Genomic DNA, 15,690 nt, shown 5'->3' with positions numbered 1-15,690 from the left:
CAGCGCGAACTGGGGTGCGGCTTCACCTTATTCGGCTGGGACGGCGACACCCTCGCTTGGGAAAGCAGCCCCGCGCAGGCCGATGGCGCGAGCGGCAAAACCGTCCACTACCTCTACGAACCCGGCACCTTCGTCCCCGTGGCCCAGGCCCTGCGCCACCAACCGATGCGCCTGCTGGCCCAACCGAGTTACGAAGGTGGCTATGACATCGATGAAGATCCGCTGTGGACCCACACCCCGCAAGCGCTGCCGATTGACGTGTTGGCGTGGTACCAGTGCGACCACCTCGGCACGCCACAAGAACTGACCGACCACACCGGCCAAATCGCCTGGAGCGCGCAGTACAACGCGTGGGGGGAAGTTAAAGAACAACGCTCGGAATGGGCACAACGCCAAGGCCTGACCAACCCAATCAGGTTTCAGGGGCAGTACCACGATCACGAAACAGGGCTGCACTACAATCGGTATAGGTACTATGATCCTCGGGTTGGGCGGTTTGTCAGCAAAGACCCGATCAGCTATGCGGGTGGGTTGAATCTTTATGCGTATGCGCCGAATCCAACGGGGTGGGTTGATCCGCTGGGTCTTCGTGGTTCAAACCTACGTGCGAAATATCGTCACAACGAAAATGGGTCTCTGAAAAGTGCAACAGCAAAAATTCGTTCTGAGGACTTAGGGAAGGGAACAAGCACTAACGCAAGCTCACGAGTATTCGCTAGAAACTTAGGATGTGACACTGATGATGCGGGCCACGCAATTGGTAATCGACTTGGAGGAAGTGGCGGCAAAGGCAATGTTTTTCCTCAAGCCCCTAGCGTTAACCGTGGAGAATTTCGTGATTTCGAAGGTAACATCGCGGAATCAGTGAGGAGCGGCAGTAACGTTATTGTTCGTGTGATCCCCCAATACGATGAAGGCTCAACCCGGCCACATTCAATTCTGTACCAAGCCAGAATTGACGGAAGTACTGAGGCTCGGATATTTCTTAACCCTTGCTCATGTACATTTTGAAAAGGAGATGAAATACATGTCACCTGCAGAAAGAGTTCAAACGTTCATAAATCAGATGCTCGGGTGGGAAGTGAGTTTTCATACTGAAAAAAAAAGCGACTCTTATCAACATAATTTCGAATACAGACAGCATGTTAATGTTGATGCTAGGGCGCGACTGATGGAGATTTTCTCTGAAAATCTTAGCGCCAAAGGCTTAAACGCTCTTGGTGCTGCTCGACTTGAAACTTTAGGTACTGGACGGCCACCTGAGTATGACCAGGCGGTCTTAGTCGACACCGAGAATAGCTCCGATGAAGGATGGACTGTTGAAACAATAAAACCTAAAGGGATTAAACAGCGTTACCAATACATTTTAATTATGGAGCACGGAACCCCTAAAATTGATGGAGTATGTATCTGGCGTAACAGTGCAGAAAAATGGGAGCGCCGTAACGCTATCTAAATGATTCATTACGTATTTTTTATTTTCAATATGCAAAAATCAAAAGGCATTGAGTCCCATGAAAGACATCATCCGCCTAGGCGACACCACCACCCACGGTGGTGTCGTTCTGGAAGCTTTCCCAATACCGACCTCAACGGCAAACCCATTGCCGGGGGCGGTCACATGGTCAGTTGCCCATTGTGCAAGGGGATTTTCCCGATTGCCGAGGGCAGCGCTACTTACGCCGTTGACGGGATTGCCGTCGCACTCGACGAGATGAAAACCGCCTGCGGGGCCAGCCTGATTGCCAGTGGCCCTAAAGGAGCCGTAAGCCGTTGAATGGCGACAGCGTTCTTTAAAAAACCAGCTTGCATTTGACCAGTCCGTGCTGCTCAAGCGCGACTATAAATACGATGCAGCAGGCCAACTGATCGACATCCACGACAGCCGCCGTGGGCCGCTGTCCTACCGCTACGACCCGGTTGGCCGACTGCTCAACGCCACCAGCCGCCTGGGCGTCGAAACCTTCGCCTTCGACCCGGCCAACAACCTGCTCGACGAACAAAATCAACAGGTCCAACGACCGCTGGAGCAAAACCCCAAACGCAACAAACTCATGGACAACCTGCTGCGCGAATACGCCGGCAGCCACTACGACTACGACGAACGCGGCAACCAGATCCGCCGCTGGCACAACGGCCAGCAAAGCCGCCTGCACTGGGACCTGTTCGACCGCCTGGTGCGCTTTGAAAACAGCCAACTGCGCGTCGACTACGCCTACGACCCGCTGGGAAGACGTCTCTACAAACACTCCAACGCCCACCACCTAAACCGAAGCGAAGCCGGCTCGCAGTGGAACCGCAACGAACAGGCGCGCAAACAGCGCGAACTGGGGTGCGGCTTCACGTTATTCGGCTGGGACGGCGACACCCTGGCCTGGGAAAGCAGCCCCGCGCAGGCCGATGGCGCGAGCGGCAAAACCGTCCACTACCTCTACGAACCCGGCACCTTCGTCCCCGTGGCCCAGGCCCTGCGCCACCAACCGATGCGCCTGCTGGCCCAACCGAGTTACACCGGCGCCTACGACATCGACCAAGACCCGCTGTGGACCCACACCCCGCAAGCGCTACCGATTGACGTACTGGCCTGGTACCAGTGCGACCACCTCGGCACGCCACAAGAACTCACCGACCCCACCGGCCAAATCGCCTGGAGCGCGCAGTACAGCGCGTGGGGAGAAGTCAAAGAACAACGCTCGGAATGGGCACAGCAGAAAAGCCTGACCAACCCAATCAGGTTTCAGGGGCAATACCACGATCACGAAACAGGGCTGCACTACAATCGGTATAGGTACTATGATCCACGGGTCGGACGGTTTGTCAGCAAAGACCCGATCAGCTATGCGGGTGGGTTGAATCTGTATGCGTATGCGCCGAATCCAGTGGAGTGGATTGATCCGCTTGGATTAAGATGCGATAGCCCTGCGCAAAAGCTAAAACGCAAACTATCGGCCTTACAAAGTGCAGAAAAATCTGCTGAGCGTATACGTGAACTGCCGGATGGTCGCATCAGGTATTACGATAAGGAAGCTTTAGCCAGAACTTCGGGCCCCACCAGAGGGAGATCTCATGTCACGGAATATAACTCAGCTACTGGCCAAGTGCGTACATGGGAGGAAACCTATGATCATTTCGGTGCGGTAAACCGTGTTCACCCAAAAATGAACAATGGGGAGCTATTAGATCTGCCACACTATCCTCCAACGAGATCAGATATTGATCAAGGCATCGCGAGCCCTAGCGGCAGAGCCATAAAAAAATGTCAATGTGGATGCTAGTTATGAATAACTACGAAAAAGAGACCCGATTGCTGGTGGAGTTAATAGATTATGTAGAGTCTGTACCTTACGATCCTTTACGATTTGCAAAGTACATTTATGCCAAGCGACTTGACGAGTGCATTTATCAATACGAGGACAAGAAGTTGAGCGAAGCTTTCGACCTACTAGGTGGGATGAGTGCGGGCGAGGAGTTTTTTTATTCAAAAGATGAAATCCTGCAAATGCTGAATAATTGCTTAAGCGCTTTAAAAAACAAAGTCAAGCCTTGAGGAGTATGGGTTATTTGGCGTAAACAATTACATAGCTGTGCTCAGCTTTTTTGATGAAAATAGTTCCGACAAGACAAAGGTAAAGATAGTGGGATTCATTGATAAGGTGAGAGGGGTATGCGCGCCCGCACAGAGTACTTCTATTTTTTTGTTGATATACCTAATGGCTGTGATTTTTTTTGCAATCGATAAATATTTTTCGTCAATGTCTGATGGCGAAAAACTTGCATATGAAGACGCTTGCCTGCAACACGACAATATGGACCAAGCACGATACATAGAGTGTTTGTCACTAGCCTCAATAACCAATATAAAACATTGATTTCACGGACATCACTGAGCAATTGAGATAAGTAACTAAATGAAAGACATCATCCGCCTAGGCGACTCCAGCACTCACGGTGGCGTCGTTCTCGAAGCTTTTTCGCAAACCGACCTCAACAGCAAGCCCATTGCCGGGGTCGGGCACATGGTCAGTTGCCCTTTGTGCAAGGGGATTTTCCCAATTGCTGAGGGCAGCGCTACTTACGCCGTTGACGGGATTGCCGTCGCACTCGACGGGATGAAAACGGCATGTGGCGCCGCACTGATTGCGAGTGGCCCGAAAGGTGCCGTAAGCAGTTGAACGGCAATAGCGCTCTTTAAAAAATCAGCTCGTATATGGCTAGTCTGCACTGCCCAACGCGGGTACAAATACAATGCCGCAGGCCAACTGACCGACATCACTGACAGCCGCCGTGGCCCCCTGTCCTACCGCTACGACGTGGTGGGCCGATTGCTCGAAGCCACCAGCCGTTTGGGTGTGGAAACCTTCGCCTTCGACCCGGCGAGCAACCTGCTCGACGAAAAAACTCAGCAGGTTCAAAGACCGCTGGAGCAAAACCCCAAGCGCAACAAACTGATGGACAACCTGCTGCGCGAATACGCCGGCACTCACTACGAATACGACGAACGCGGCAACCAGATCCAGCGCCTGCACAACGGCCAGCTCAGCCGTATGCACTGGGACTTGTTCGACCGGTTGGTGCGCTTTGAAAACAACCAACTGAGCGTCGACTACAGCTACGACGCCCTGGGTCGGCGCCTGTACAAAAACTCCCATGCCCACCACCGCCACAACCCGGAGGCCGGCTCGCAGTGGAATAAGAACGAACAGGCGCGCAAACAACGGGAACTGGGCTGTGGTTTTACCTTATTTGGCTGGGACGGCGACACCCTGGCCTGGGAAAGCAGCCCGCCGCAGGACGATGGCGGCTCGGGGCGTACGGTTCATTATATTTATGAGCCGGGCACCTTTGTCCCGATGGCCCAGGCCATGCGGCACACGCCGATTCGATTGTTGGCCCTGCCGAGTTACGAAGACAGCTACGACATCGATGAGGACCCGCTGTGGACCTACGAAATCAAAGCCAACCCGATCGAGGTACTGGCTTGGTACCAGTGCGACCACCTCGGCACCCCGCAGGAACTGACTGACCACAACGGCCAAATGGCGTGGAGTGCGCACTGCAAAGCCTGGGGCGAAGTGCGGGAACAGCGCTCAGAATGGGCGCAACGCGAAGGCTTGAAAAACCCGATCCGTTTTCAGGGCCAGTACCACGATCATGAAACGGGACTGCACTACAACCGCTATCGGTACTATGATCCTCAGGGCGGTCGGTTTATCAGCAAGGACCCGATCAGCTATGCGGGTGGGTTGAATCTTTATGTGTATGCGCCGAATCCCATAGAATGGACGGATCCGTTGGGGTTGACGAAGTTTCCTGTTGATGCAGGACGCAAACCAACGTCAGAGAAGCGCAATCAAAATTCTAAATGCCCATGTAGAAAAAAATGGGAAGTTAACCGCTATGATCGACTTTGTGAAGGACATGTTGGTGGTGTTGGCCAAGTGAAATATCAGCGAGATCCAGTGACTAAACAATGGTGGTCAGAGGATAAAACTGGTCACGGCGAGAGCGCATGGAAACGCTATGATAAAAACGGCGATTGGATTGCTGACGCTGACGTGTATGGTGACTATATGAGTAAGCACAAAAGCAACGTTGGGAAGATAATTAACTTTAAATCGCTTAAATGCAAGGGCGCCAAATGATTTACTCTGCCGAAGAATTCGTAAAGCTACGAGAGAGCCCTATAAAAAGCGAGTACGACCGAGCAGCCATGGATGAAGCTGATATTTCTATTTGGCGAGATATAATTAAAAAATATCCGAATCACAGAAAATGGGTAGCTCATAACAAAACCGTTCCGATAGAAATTCTTGAAGAACTATGCAAATTCGATACCGGGGTACGTCAATTTGTAGCTTCCAAGCGAAAGCTGACTGTTGAGTTATTTGAAAAACTATCAAATGACCCAGATAGTACTGTGCGAATAGCAATTGCTGCCAATAAGAAAACACCAATTGGGATCATTAAGAAACTCTTGAATGACTTTGATTCCGATGTTGCTAGTAGCGCTGCCTACAATTACAAAAATAGAAGAAATTAGGATGTGCGCCATGAGCGAATTTGATAATTAGCCAGTTTACACAGGTGGTTAAAATATAGATAAAAAAACCGCCGTAGACCTTCCAAACCAAAGCGAACCCGATCGATGTACTGGCCTGGTACCAGTGCGACCACCTCGGCACGCCACAAGAACTGACCGACCACATCGGCCAAATCGCTTAGAGCGCGCAGTACAGCGCGTGGGGAGAAGTCAAAGAACAACGCTCGGAATGGGCACAGCAGAAAGGCCTGACCAACCCGATCAGGTTTCAGGGGCAGTACCACGATCACGAAACAGGGCTGCACTACAATCGGTACAGGTACTATGATCCACGGGGCGGACGCTTTATCAGCGAAGACCCGATCAGCTATGCGGGTGGATTGAACCTGTATGCGTATGCGCCGAATCCAACGGGGTGGGTTGATCCGCTGGGGTTGGCCGGACATAAAATTAAATCAAATACTGCTGGGAGCGATGTTCTATCAAGAGGTGTTCACGTAAATGTCAATGGACCTGGATTACCCACCAAGGGCGGCCATATAAGTTTGAAACCCAATGATGCAAGTACTCATATTATTTTGGTACCTGCCGATAAAGCTACAAGAGATATGTCTACCTCTCAATGGGGTAAGGCCTGTAGCTGTGTGGAGAACTATCTTGAAACACCGGGCAATGTTGATCGACTCGCAAAGTCAGCTCAAGCTGGAGCTGATAGTCATCCGAGGTCTGATCGTGTAGGGGAACTCAAAGAGATAGGGGATATTCTTCGCCAGCATCTTGCAGCCGGAACCAACCCTGTAAAAGGTAAACGATAAAAATGTTAGCTTTATCATTTTTTGAAATTCTGGATATTTTTTTTAGATCCCCGACCACTATTCAGCCAAGTGTTTTTGGTCTCGAAAATTTTTCCTCCGAAGAATTGGAGAGAAATAACTACGAACTGGTTGGCGAGCGATATGACCTGCACTTTTATGAGAAAAGCTGTAGGGCCCCCTATCATCGCGGCGCATTAGACGTCGTACATAAACATTATTTCCATTCGGTAAATGATATTGGCAATGGCTTCTATTTAAGTCCTGGCTTGAGGCTAGTATCTGTGCTGAAGTGGTATAGCTCTACTTCCTCAAGTAACAAAACCAAGGGAAACGATATAGAATTGTATTTTTCTGATGATAAAGAAGAAGGGGCCGTAATAATAGGCGGCAGCATTGTAATTAGGTTTAATCAGTGGGATAAGCGCGGAGGATATCATGTAGGAACGATCGAAAGCGATTTTAGCGGAATGCTTACTTTCAAAAATATAGCAACAGATTCGGTAAGGAAGACAATGAATCTTCATCGAATTAGTAGCATATTATACCCACCTTTCCCAAAAGGCGAATCGGTCGCATTTATCCGCCTAGCTAGGTATTTATCCAGAGCGGCTTACATTCACCAAGAATAGTACAAGCATCTAATCACAAAGGAAACAAGTGGAACAAATAGTGAAATGCATATGTGGCAACATGAACGTATTTTAAAGTGCAAAGCGCAGCATGAAGGGAATCGTCCCCAATTAAAAGACGACTGCTAGGGGTGATTCATGAAATCTTCAATGTCTGTGGAAAAAGAAGCTGCAGTTGGAATTGCAAAAAATATAGCTGGAAATAAAATCAAGCCAGCTCTAGATAGGAGTCTAGAAAAACCATATCTTGAATTTGGTTTAGAATGCTAAAATTGTATCTCAATTATTATGCCTGAGGAATTCCCCAGGGACTATCTTCAAGTGGCAAAACTTCATAAAAAAATATTTAGAGTTTCGGAACTCTATATCATTTGAAAGTTTATTACACTCTGATGAGAGGTGCCAAATATCCTTGATATTGAAAGGAAGATAGAAATTATGAGCAAGTTTAAGTTCTCTAATGGCGACATAGAAAAACTTAGAAGCGCAGTTGCATAGGCAAAAAGATATTTACTTCCCTCATTCGATGAGTAGATGGCAACAAGAGGCACTTTGTATTTGCAAGAACTGCACCGGCGTTCTTTAACAATTAACTTTGATGTACTGGTACCCAGCAATGCATATCGATTGGTACAGCCGCCTACAGTGGCGGCCTGTTCGACCGCCTGGTGCGCTTTGAAAACAGCCAACTGAGCGTCGACTACGCCTACGACCCGCTGGGGCGGCGGCTGTACAAACACTCCAACGCCCACCACCTAAACCGAAGCGAAGCGAAGCGGGCTCGCAGTGGAACCGCAACGAACAGGCGCGCAAACAGCGGGAACTGGGGTGCGGCTTCACCTTATTCGGCTGGGACGGCGACACCCTCGCTTGGGAAAGCAGCCCCGCACAGGCCGACGGCGCGAGCGGCAAAACCGTCCACTACCTCTACGAACCCGGCACCTTCGTCCCCGTGGCCCAGGCCCTGCGCCACCAACCGATGCGCCTGCTGGCCCAACCGAGTTACACCGGCGCCTACGACATCGACCAAGACCCGCTGTGGACCCACACCCCGCAAGCGCTACCGATTGACGTACTGGCCTGGTACCAGTGCGACCACCTCGGCATGCCACAAGAACTCACCGACCCCACCGGCCAAATCGCCTGGAGCGCGCAGTACAACGCGTGGGGGGAAGTTAAAGAACAACGCTCGGAATGGGCCCAGCGCCAAGGCCTGACCAACCCGATCAGGTTTCAGGGCCAGTACCACGATCACGAAACAGGGCTGCACTACAATCGGTATAGGTACTATGATCCACGGGTTGGGCGGTTTGTCAGCAAAGACCCGATCAGCTATGCGGGTGGGTTGAATCTTTATGCGTATGCGCCTAATCCGGTGGAGTGGGTTGATCCGCTGGGGTTGGCGCGTAAGTGTCAGCTGGGGACATATGGCAGCTTAACGGGTAAAGCAAACACAGGCGATTCATTGGACGCACATGAGTTTATCCGAAACGATGCACTAGAGCAGATGGGTTTGGCTCCCGAAGGTACTCGCAATAAATCTAACCCTTCAATTGCAATTCCGCGCAGCATGCATACAGATATTCACAGAAATGAAAATGTGTTGGCTGCTCTACACTTGAATGTCGGCAGAGATCAGTTTCAATTCGGGCCGAATGGCTTACCTTCAAAACGTCAAATGGACGTCTGGCAAGGTGCATTAAGAACATCTGGTATTCCCGCGTCACGTGCTCGAGAGTTACGTAAGCGAGCGGAAGGATTCTTGGCAACTTGCCCATGCTTATGCAATTAACGGAGTGTAAAAATGTTTAATGAGCTTGTTTTTCTTGAAAGTGCTCCTAATAGTAATTCTCCTTATCTTGGAGGCAGTCCATATCTTCCTAAATCTATTGTTTGGCCAGTCGATTCGACAGGTAACCCGCTACTGCATTTGGCAACTTTTCCTGCTGATTTCATTAACAAATATGCACCAGTAAATTTAGGTCTGCACCTTGTTGTTTCTGTTTTTACGCCATATTCAAAAAAATCGAATTCATATATCGAAAAGGCGATGACAGAGGGTGGCAAGATAATAGCATATGTGCCCTCTGGAGAGCCCGTGGATGGGTACGGTGATCCTATACTTCCTGTGCGATGGATTAGTGTTTTCAAAAATCCTGGTGAAGATAGTGATGAAAATGGCATTGCGAAAATATCAGGTATTCCTTCGTGGATTCAGGACGAAGAGGTACACGGAGATTTGAAATATATCCTGCAAATAAATAATTCGCGCCTCAATAAAGCGGCCCCTAGCCACAAAAGCATATTTATAGGAGGTGGTGGTTTTTTACTACTAAAAAGCAATATAAATTGCGAGGATCTTATGGCTGGCAAGCTAGTAATTCAAACGTCTTAATAATTTTTATAATGAACCAAGTAATGTTCTTAAATATTCCATTGTTTCAGAGCATTTGTTGTGTGTAGTATGAAAAATATAAATCCAGCTACCAGAAAAATTCCTGAATTGATTTTTCTTGGCCGTTATAGCGAGCGTTTCCAAGTCAACGATCAGGTTTCAGGGCCAGTACTACGATCACGAAAAGGGGCTGCACTACAATCGGTATAGGTATTATGATCCACGGGCCGGACGGTTTGTCAGTAAGGATCCGATCAGTTATGCGGGGGGTTGAACCTGTATGCGTATGCGCCCAATCCGGTGGAGTGGGTTGATGCGTTGGGATTGGCGTATTGTAAATGCACCAGTAAAGATGAAAAAACTCGCTTAGCGCCTGAATTAGTATTTAAAACTAACAAGAAGGCTGCGAAACCAGCTGAAATTTGGGGGTTTAAGGAAATTAATGAAAAGATTCATGGCGGCCAGGCAGTATTCAAATTAGTTAAAGGCTACATTGCAAGAGATCTTGACGGGCATAATGGATGAGTATGAAAGATGGCAGGTTCTGTCAAGGCGCTCGGTAGTAGAGAGCGGCGCGCTGGAACTTCTGATATAAATTTAAAACGTATTGGTGATTGAGATGGGTGAGCGTGAAAATAATCCAGAGTGGGTATTGAAAGGTAAAAAAATTAGCCAGCTTATTGAGGAGCTTCAATCATTCGAAAACCAAGATCTACTGGTGGAGATATCTTTGGATGGTGGCAATACACATAAGCCAATTAGTCTGGTTAAAAAGTCTGGTGGCGTATGTTTATTGGTTAATAGTGAGATTTTACGTTGAGGTGATATAAGGGGCTAGTTGCGTATAAACTGATATTTGCAATGCGTTAGATTATTTAAATGCAATTCTGGCAGGGGCAGTCGAGTGTCTTTCGGAGTGTGGTGTGATGCATGTTGAGTGTCAGTAAAACTGAGAGCGCGCCGCGCGCAGACTTTCTGCGCCAGTGGCAAAACCGTCCACTACCTCTACGAACCCGGCACCTTCGTCCCCGTGGCCCAGGCCTTGCACCACCAACCGATGCGCCTGCTGGCCCAACCGAGTTACACCGGCGCCTACGACATCGACCAAGACCCGCTGTGGACCCACACCCCGCAAGCGCTGCCGATCGACGTACTGGCAGTTACGCGGCGATGGTTTCGCTGGCCTGTACTAGGCGGTGTTTACGACATTACTTTTCGTACAGAACGGTTTGTGCTGTTTTTGAATCAACACCTCTCCAGCCTTGGTTCACTTCTTGTGTTATCCAATATTCGGAGATGCGTCGGTGAACCTTCCCCCCATGTTTTGTACCCGTTTATTCAATTCGGGTCTGGCCCGTGAACAGCAGCGTGTTCCGGCATTTGCGGCACAGGTAGCGGCGGCCTTTGTTGACCAGCCCGTGGCGTTGGGCGGTGAACGGGAAGTCGCTGTCCGGGCAGGGGCAGCGATAGATGTAACGGGTCACGCTGCGGCGTTTGATGTCATACGTATGGCAACGATTGGGCGGCAGTTCGTACACCCCGCGCATGATTAGTTGCCACTCTTCACCATGGGCCGCGATGCGGTCGCCAAACAGTTGATGGGCGATCAGGTGCGCGACTTCGTGGGCTACGGTTTGTTTGAGGAAGTCGTCGCGGTTTTCGCGGTACAGCTGTGGATTGAAGCGCAACAGGTTTTCATGCAGGTGCGCCACACCGGCCTTCTGGCCGCGCAGCTTGAAGCTGACCACGGGGCGCTTGAAAGGGCGCTTGAAAAACGCTTCGGCAAGGTTGAAACAGTCTTCGACGCGGGAATTGAGCAGCTCGGGCATGCGGTTCGGTTCTCCAGAGCCCGCGATTATGCCGCAAGCCTGAAGCGGGCGAAGGGTCAAAGTGCCGAGCGGTTCACCCGGCTGTTAATCCTGTAGCCGCTAGCGCAGGAGGCGGCTACAGGATGCCCCCGTCAGTTGGTGTAGACCGGGCCGACGCCCAACCCCCATACGATCACGGTAAACGCCATGATCGCGACCAGCACCACCAAACCGACGGCCAGCACCGAACTCGAAAACAGAAACCCTTCATCGGGGTCGATGTTCATGAAGGTCGGCAGGCCGACATACAGCAAATACACGGTGTAGCAAATCGCCGCCGTGCCCACGGCCATGCCCAGCCACATGTGCGGGTACAGCGCCGCCAACCCGCCAATAAACAGCGGCGTGGCGGTGTACGTGGCGAACGCGACACACCGCGCCAAGCTGGGTTGGGCATCGTAGGTGCGTGCCATCCAGTGAATGAATGCGCCCATCACCCCGACCCCCACCAGCATCGACAGGTAGGACATGACCGTCATCCACAGGGCGCTTTCTGTGGTGAGCATGACCGGTGCCCGGCTGCCAATGACCCAGCCGACCTGGGTGGTGCCAATAAACGCGGAAATGGCCGGGATCGCGGCCAGGATCAGGGTATGGGTGAGGTACATGTGGCTGATGCTTTCTTCGGCATCGCCGCGTATTTGCCGCCACTCTTGATCGGGGTGGGTAAAGAGGCCCACAACGTGATGGATCATGGCTGTCGCTCCTGTAATAAAACGCATCGCCCCCAGTGGGACGCGTGCCGGTCGCGCAGCCAGATAATGTGAGGTTCAAGCAGGGCTTGCGGCCTTATGTCGCAGTATAGGAAACCCCGTGGTTAATGACGCCGGGGCGTTAGAGCATATTGTGCTGTCAGCCCCTGGCGTAATTGCCGAGACGTCTAAAGGGCGGCCACAGGGGGTTCGTGTGCGGGCGCTTTAAGGGTAAAATCGCCGCCTTTTTGTCTTAACTCGCGGAATTGAAGCGCTATGGGCACTCTCTCGGTCTCTCAAATTAAACTCCAGAAACGCCTGCGCCGATTGACCGGTGAGGCCGTTGCCGATTTCAACATGATTGAAGATGGCGACAAGGTGATGGTCTGCCTGTCGGGTGGCAAAGACAGTTACACCCTGCTCGACGTGCTGTTGCACTTGCAGAAAGTGGCGCCGATCAGCTTTGAAATCGTTGCCGTGAACATGGACCAGAAGCAGCCGGGCTTCCCGGAAGAGGTGTTGCCGGCCTACCTCAAGGCCCTGGGCGTTGAGTACCACATCGTTGAGAAAGACACCTATTCGGTGGTCAAGGAACTGATCCCGGAAGGCAAGACCACCTGTTCCCTGTGCTCGCGCTTGCGGCGCGGCACGCTCTACACCTTTGCCGATGAAATCGGTGCGACCAAGATGGCATTGGGGCATCACCGCGACGACATCGTCGAGACGTTCTTCCTCAATATGTTCTTCAACGGCACCCTCAAGGCGATGCCGCCCAAGCTGCTGTCCGACGACGGGCGCAACGTGGTGATCCGTCCGCTGGCGTACTGCAACGAGAAAGACATCCAGGCGTACGCCGATTTGCAGCAGTTCCCGATCATCCCGTGCAACCTGTGCGGCTCGCAGGAAAACCTGCAACGTCAAGTGGTCAAGGACATGCTTCAGGAATGGGACCGCAAGACGCCGGGGCGCACCGAGAGCATCTTCCGCAGCTTGCAGAATGTGATCCCGTCACAGTTGGCCGATCGCAACCTGTTCGACTTCGCCAGCCTGACAATCGACGAAACGGCCACGCCGCGCTTTGTTAATTTGCTGAACCTCTAGGCCTGGGCAGGGCTCAGATCCCCCAGTGACACCCTATTTGCCAAGAGGAGAGGGCATGCGCGATTACAAATGGCTGCACGAATATTGCTTGAACCGCTTTGGTTCGGCAGCCGCGCTCGAAGCCCGGTTGCCCGTGCCGCGAACGGCCGCGCAATTGCGGGCGATCCCCGATGACCGTTATCTCTCGACCCTGGCCCTGCGGGTCTTTCGCGCCGGGCTCAAGCACAGCGTGGTCGACGCAAAGTGGCCGGTGTTTGAAGAGGTGTTTTTCGGTTTCGACCCGGAAAAAGTGGTGCTCATGGGCGCCGAACACCTGGAGCGGCTGATGCAGGATGCGCGGATCATTCGCCATTTGGGCAAGCTCAAAAGCGTGCCGCGCAATGCGCAAATGGTGCTCGACATCGCTCACGAACACGGCAGTTTCGGTGCCTTCATTGCTGATTGGCCGGTGACCGACATTGTCGGGCTGTGGAAGTACCTGGCCAAACACGGGCATCAGTTGGGCGGCCTTTCGGCACCACGTTTTTTGCGGATGGTCGGTAAAGACACGTTCGTGCCCAGCGATGATGTGGTAGCCGCATTGAATGCGCAGAAGCTGGTGGACAAGGCGCCCACCAGCCTGCGGGATCTGGCGATTGTGCAAAATGCGTTCAATCAGTGGCACGCCGAGAGCGGGCGGCCGATGTGCCAGCTGTCACAGATGCTGGCACTGACCGTCAATCATTGACCACCATCGGCCGGATCGACGCACGGTGGCGGATTACTCTCCCGCCAGTCGTCGATCCAGCTGATGGCGCCAGCGCACAAACAGCATCGCACTGACAAACACCGCCACGCTCCCGGCGATTTCCAGCAATCCGAACACTTGCCGATTGGGGTCGAACGCCGCCAGGGCGCCTTTGATCAGGTACAGGTTGATCACATAACAGGTGAAGGAATGGCCGCGCGGATTGCCGATCAGCATGCCCGGCACCAGGAACATCAGCGGCACCAGCTCGATCAGCAAAATCACCCACGGGCGTGCGCCGTGCAAGTCGGCGAACATCAGGTAATACACGCACAGCAAGCCGATAAACCCGAAGAAACACACCAGGCTCAAGAGGCGCATCAAGCGCACGCGAGGCTGTAGCCATTCGATGGAGGGCAACACTTTGGGCTTTTTAGCCACGGGGCGTCTCCAGTTTCAACGCGATGCTGGCCAGGCGCTGGCCGAGGGCGCGGCACAGGGCGATTTCGTGTTCGTCCAGCCCGCGTTTGCCGTCGGCCCCGGCGTGGTGGCTAGGCCCATAGGGCGTGCCGCCTGCGGTGGTCTGCAACAACGCCGACTCGCTGTAAGGCAGGCCGGTGACCAGCATGCCGTGGTGCATCAGCGGCAGCAGCATCGACAGCAGGGTGGTTTCCTGACCGCCGTGCAGGCTGGCGGTGGAGGTGAACACGCCTGCAGGCTTGCCCACCAGTGCGCCGGTCAGCCACAAATTGCTGGTGCCATCGAGAAAGTACTTCAGGGGCGCGGCCATGTTGCCGAAGCGGGTCGGGCTGCCCAGCGCCAGCCCTGAGCAGTGCTTGAGGTCATCGAGGCTGGCGTACATCGCGCCTTCAGCCGGAATCGCCGGGGCAACGGCTTCGCACTCGGTGGAGATGGCTGGCACCGTGCGCAAGCGCGCTTCCATGCCGCCTTGTTCTATCCCGCGCGCGATATGCCGCGCCATGTCGCTTGTCGAGCCGTTACGGCTGTAATACAGAACCAAAATGTAAGGGGTGCTCACGGCAGGATCTCCAGCACGTTTTCAGGCGGTCGCCCGATGATTGCGCGGTCGCCCGCCACCAGAATCGGGCGTTCGATCAGCTTGGGGTGCGCGGCCATGGCATCGATCAACTGCGCGTCGCTGAGGCTGCTGTCGGCCAGATTCAGGGTTTTGTATTCGTCTTCGCCGGTGCGCAACAGCTGGCGCGCGCTGATTTTCAGTTTGGCCAGCAGGTCGGTCAGTTGGGCGGCGGTGGGCGGTGTTTCGAGGTAGCGCACCACGTTAGGCGACAGGCCACGGGCTTCGAGGAGTTCGAGCGCACCGCGCGATTTCGAGCAGCGCGGGTTGTGATAAAGCGTCAGATCGGTCATGTGCGGGTCGCATCTTGGGTAAGGTGGCGGCTAT

General features: G+C 52.6%; 17 protein-coding genes and 7 pseudogenes. 19 read left to right on the top strand and 5 right to left on the bottom strand.

The features are described 5' to 3' along the window. The 17 genes and pseudogenes from TU74_RS23480 to TU74_RS24140 form a co-directional block, all read left to right on the top strand. Positions 1-1,011, top strand: a 1,011-nt coding sequence (locus tag TU74_RS23480) for an RHS repeat-associated core domain-containing protein (RefSeq protein ID WP_193790968.1), incomplete at its 5' end; no start/stop codon positions are given. Positions 1,012-1,027: 16 nt separating this feature from the next. Beyond that, positions 1,028-1,456: a hypothetical protein gene (locus TU74_RS11550; protein ID WP_048376566.1), complete on the top strand. Its 429-nt coding sequence runs from the start codon at positions 1,028-1,030 to the stop codon at positions 1,454-1,456. A 58-nt stretch (positions 1,457-1,514) separates the two neighbouring features. Beyond that, positions 1,515-1,777 (top strand): annotated as a pseudogene (locus TU74_RS23475) (PAAR domain-containing protein). A 40-nt stretch (positions 1,778-1,817) separates the two neighbouring features. Further along, positions 1,818-2,906: pseudogene (locus tag TU74_RS11545) on the top strand (RHS repeat-associated core domain-containing protein); the annotation flags it as partial. A gap of 371 nt (positions 2,907-3,277) precedes the next feature. After that, on the top strand, positions 3,278-3,547 hold the full coding sequence (locus tag TU74_RS11540) for a hypothetical protein (protein WP_048376564.1): 270 nt from the start codon (positions 3,278-3,280) through the stop codon (positions 3,545-3,547). Positions 3,548-3,908: 361 nt separating this feature from the next. Continuing rightward, a complete protein-coding gene (locus TU74_RS11530) occupies positions 3,909-4,172 on the top strand; it encodes a PAAR domain-containing protein (protein ID WP_048376562.1) in 264 nt (87 codons plus the stop codon). Positions 4,173-4,226: 54 nt separating this feature from the next. Next, a pseudogene (locus tag TU74_RS11525) lies at positions 4,227-5,309 on the top strand (RHS repeat-associated core domain-containing protein); the annotation flags it as partial. Positions 5,310-5,710: 401 nt separating this feature from the next. Beyond that, positions 5,711-6,040 carry a hypothetical protein gene (locus tag TU74_RS11520; RefSeq protein WP_241485557.1) on the top strand — a complete coding sequence of 110 codons (330 nt, stop codon included), beginning with the start codon at positions 5,711-5,713 and terminating at the stop codon, positions 6,038-6,040. Positions 6,041-6,147: 107 nt separating this feature from the next. Then, positions 6,148-6,855: pseudogene (locus TU74_RS23470) on the top strand (RHS repeat-associated core domain-containing protein); the annotation flags it as partial. A gap of 2 nt (positions 6,856-6,857) precedes the next feature. Beyond that, a complete protein-coding gene (locus TU74_RS24145) occupies positions 6,858-7,484 on the top strand; it encodes a hypothetical protein (protein ID WP_157315154.1) in 627 nt (208 codons plus the stop codon). A gap of 138 nt (positions 7,485-7,622) precedes the next feature. Then, the gene (locus TU74_RS24920) at positions 7,623-7,754 is read left to right on the top strand and encodes a hypothetical protein (RefSeq protein WP_277620527.1); all 132 of its coding nucleotides are present in this window, start codon (positions 7,623-7,625) and stop codon (positions 7,752-7,754) included. A gap of 365 nt (positions 7,755-8,119) precedes the next feature. Next, positions 8,120-8,889, top strand: a pseudogene (locus tag TU74_RS25200) (RHS repeat-associated core domain-containing protein); the annotation flags it as partial. A 399-nt stretch (positions 8,890-9,288) separates the two neighbouring features. Next, on the top strand, positions 9,289-9,879 hold the full coding sequence (locus TU74_RS24530; protein ID WP_169775906.1) for a DUF1963 domain-containing protein: 591 nt from the start codon (positions 9,289-9,291) through the stop codon (positions 9,877-9,879). A gap of 151 nt (positions 9,880-10,030) precedes the next feature. Beyond that, positions 10,031-10,209, top strand: a pseudogene (locus TU74_RS23965) (RHS repeat-associated core domain-containing protein); the annotation flags it as partial. Beyond that, positions 10,198-10,497, top strand: a pseudogene (locus TU74_RS24675) (toxin C-terminal domain-containing protein). The pseudogenes TU74_RS23965 and TU74_RS24675, both read left to right, overlap by 12 nt. Position 10,498: 1 nt before the next feature. Next, positions 10,499-10,699: a hypothetical protein gene (locus tag TU74_RS23455; RefSeq protein WP_080960232.1), complete on the top strand. Its 201-nt coding sequence runs from the start codon at positions 10,499-10,501 to the stop codon at positions 10,697-10,699. A gap of 117 nt (positions 10,700-10,816) precedes the next feature. Then, positions 10,817-11,239, top strand: coding sequence for a hypothetical protein (locus tag TU74_RS24140; RefSeq protein ID WP_157315152.1), 423 nt, complete (start codon positions 10,817-10,819; stop codon positions 11,237-11,239). Here the strand turns inward: TU74_RS24140 and TU74_RS11500 are convergent. Then, positions 11,214-11,708, bottom strand: a complete 495-nt coding sequence (locus TU74_RS11500; RefSeq protein WP_047277434.1) for a SprT family zinc-dependent metalloprotease — start codon at positions 11,706-11,708, stop codon at positions 11,214-11,216. The genes TU74_RS24140 and TU74_RS11500 overlap by 26 nt on opposite strands. 131 nt (positions 11,709-11,839) lie before the next feature. Then, entirely contained in the window at positions 11,840-12,442 is a 603-nt protein-coding gene (locus TU74_RS11495; RefSeq protein WP_047276433.1) for a Yip1 family protein, read from the bottom strand. A 273-nt stretch (positions 12,443-12,715) separates the two neighbouring features. On the opposite strand from TU74_RS11495, the gene ttcA reads away from it, so the two are divergent. Together ttcA and TU74_RS11485 are read left to right on the top strand one after the other, a co-directional pair. Beyond that, positions 12,716-13,540 (top strand): tRNA 2-thiocytidine(32) synthetase TtcA, encoded by an 825-nt coding sequence (ttcA, locus tag TU74_RS11490; protein ID WP_047294871.1) that lies wholly within the window; start codon positions 12,716-12,718, stop codon positions 13,538-13,540. Between the two features lie 55 nt (positions 13,541-13,595). Next, a complete protein-coding gene (locus TU74_RS11485) occupies positions 13,596-14,267 on the top strand; it encodes a DNA-3-methyladenine glycosylase I (RefSeq protein ID WP_047276429.1) in 672 nt (223 codons plus the stop codon). Between the two features lie 33 nt (positions 14,268-14,300). Here the strand turns inward: TU74_RS11485 and TU74_RS11480 are convergent, their stop codons facing one another. From TU74_RS11480 to arsC, 3 genes are read right to left on the bottom strand one after another with little or no spacing between them, the layout of a single operon-like run. Beyond that, positions 14,301-14,708, bottom strand: coding sequence for a DUF2069 domain-containing protein (locus TU74_RS11480; RefSeq protein WP_047276427.1), 408 nt, complete (start codon positions 14,706-14,708; stop codon positions 14,301-14,303). After that, positions 14,701-15,306 carry an NAD(P)H:quinone oxidoreductase gene (gene wrbA / locus TU74_RS11475; RefSeq protein WP_047276425.1) on the bottom strand — a complete coding sequence of 202 codons (606 nt, stop codon included), beginning with the start codon at positions 15,304-15,306 and terminating at the stop codon, positions 14,701-14,703. Before wrbA ends, TU74_RS11480 begins: the two co-directional genes overlap by 8 nt. Continuing rightward, entirely contained in the window at positions 15,303-15,656 is a 354-nt protein-coding gene (arsC, locus tag TU74_RS11470) for an arsenate reductase (glutaredoxin) (protein ID WP_048376552.1), read from the bottom strand. Before arsC ends, wrbA begins: the two co-directional genes overlap by 4 nt. Between the last annotated feature and the right edge of the window lie 34 nt (positions 15,657-15,690).

Source organism: Pseudomonas lundensis, assembly GCF_001042985.1.
Lineage (GTDB): Bacteria > Pseudomonadota > Gammaproteobacteria > Pseudomonadales > Pseudomonadaceae > Aquipseudomonas > Aquipseudomonas lundensis.
This window is presented reverse-complemented; position numbering and strand designations above follow the sequence as displayed.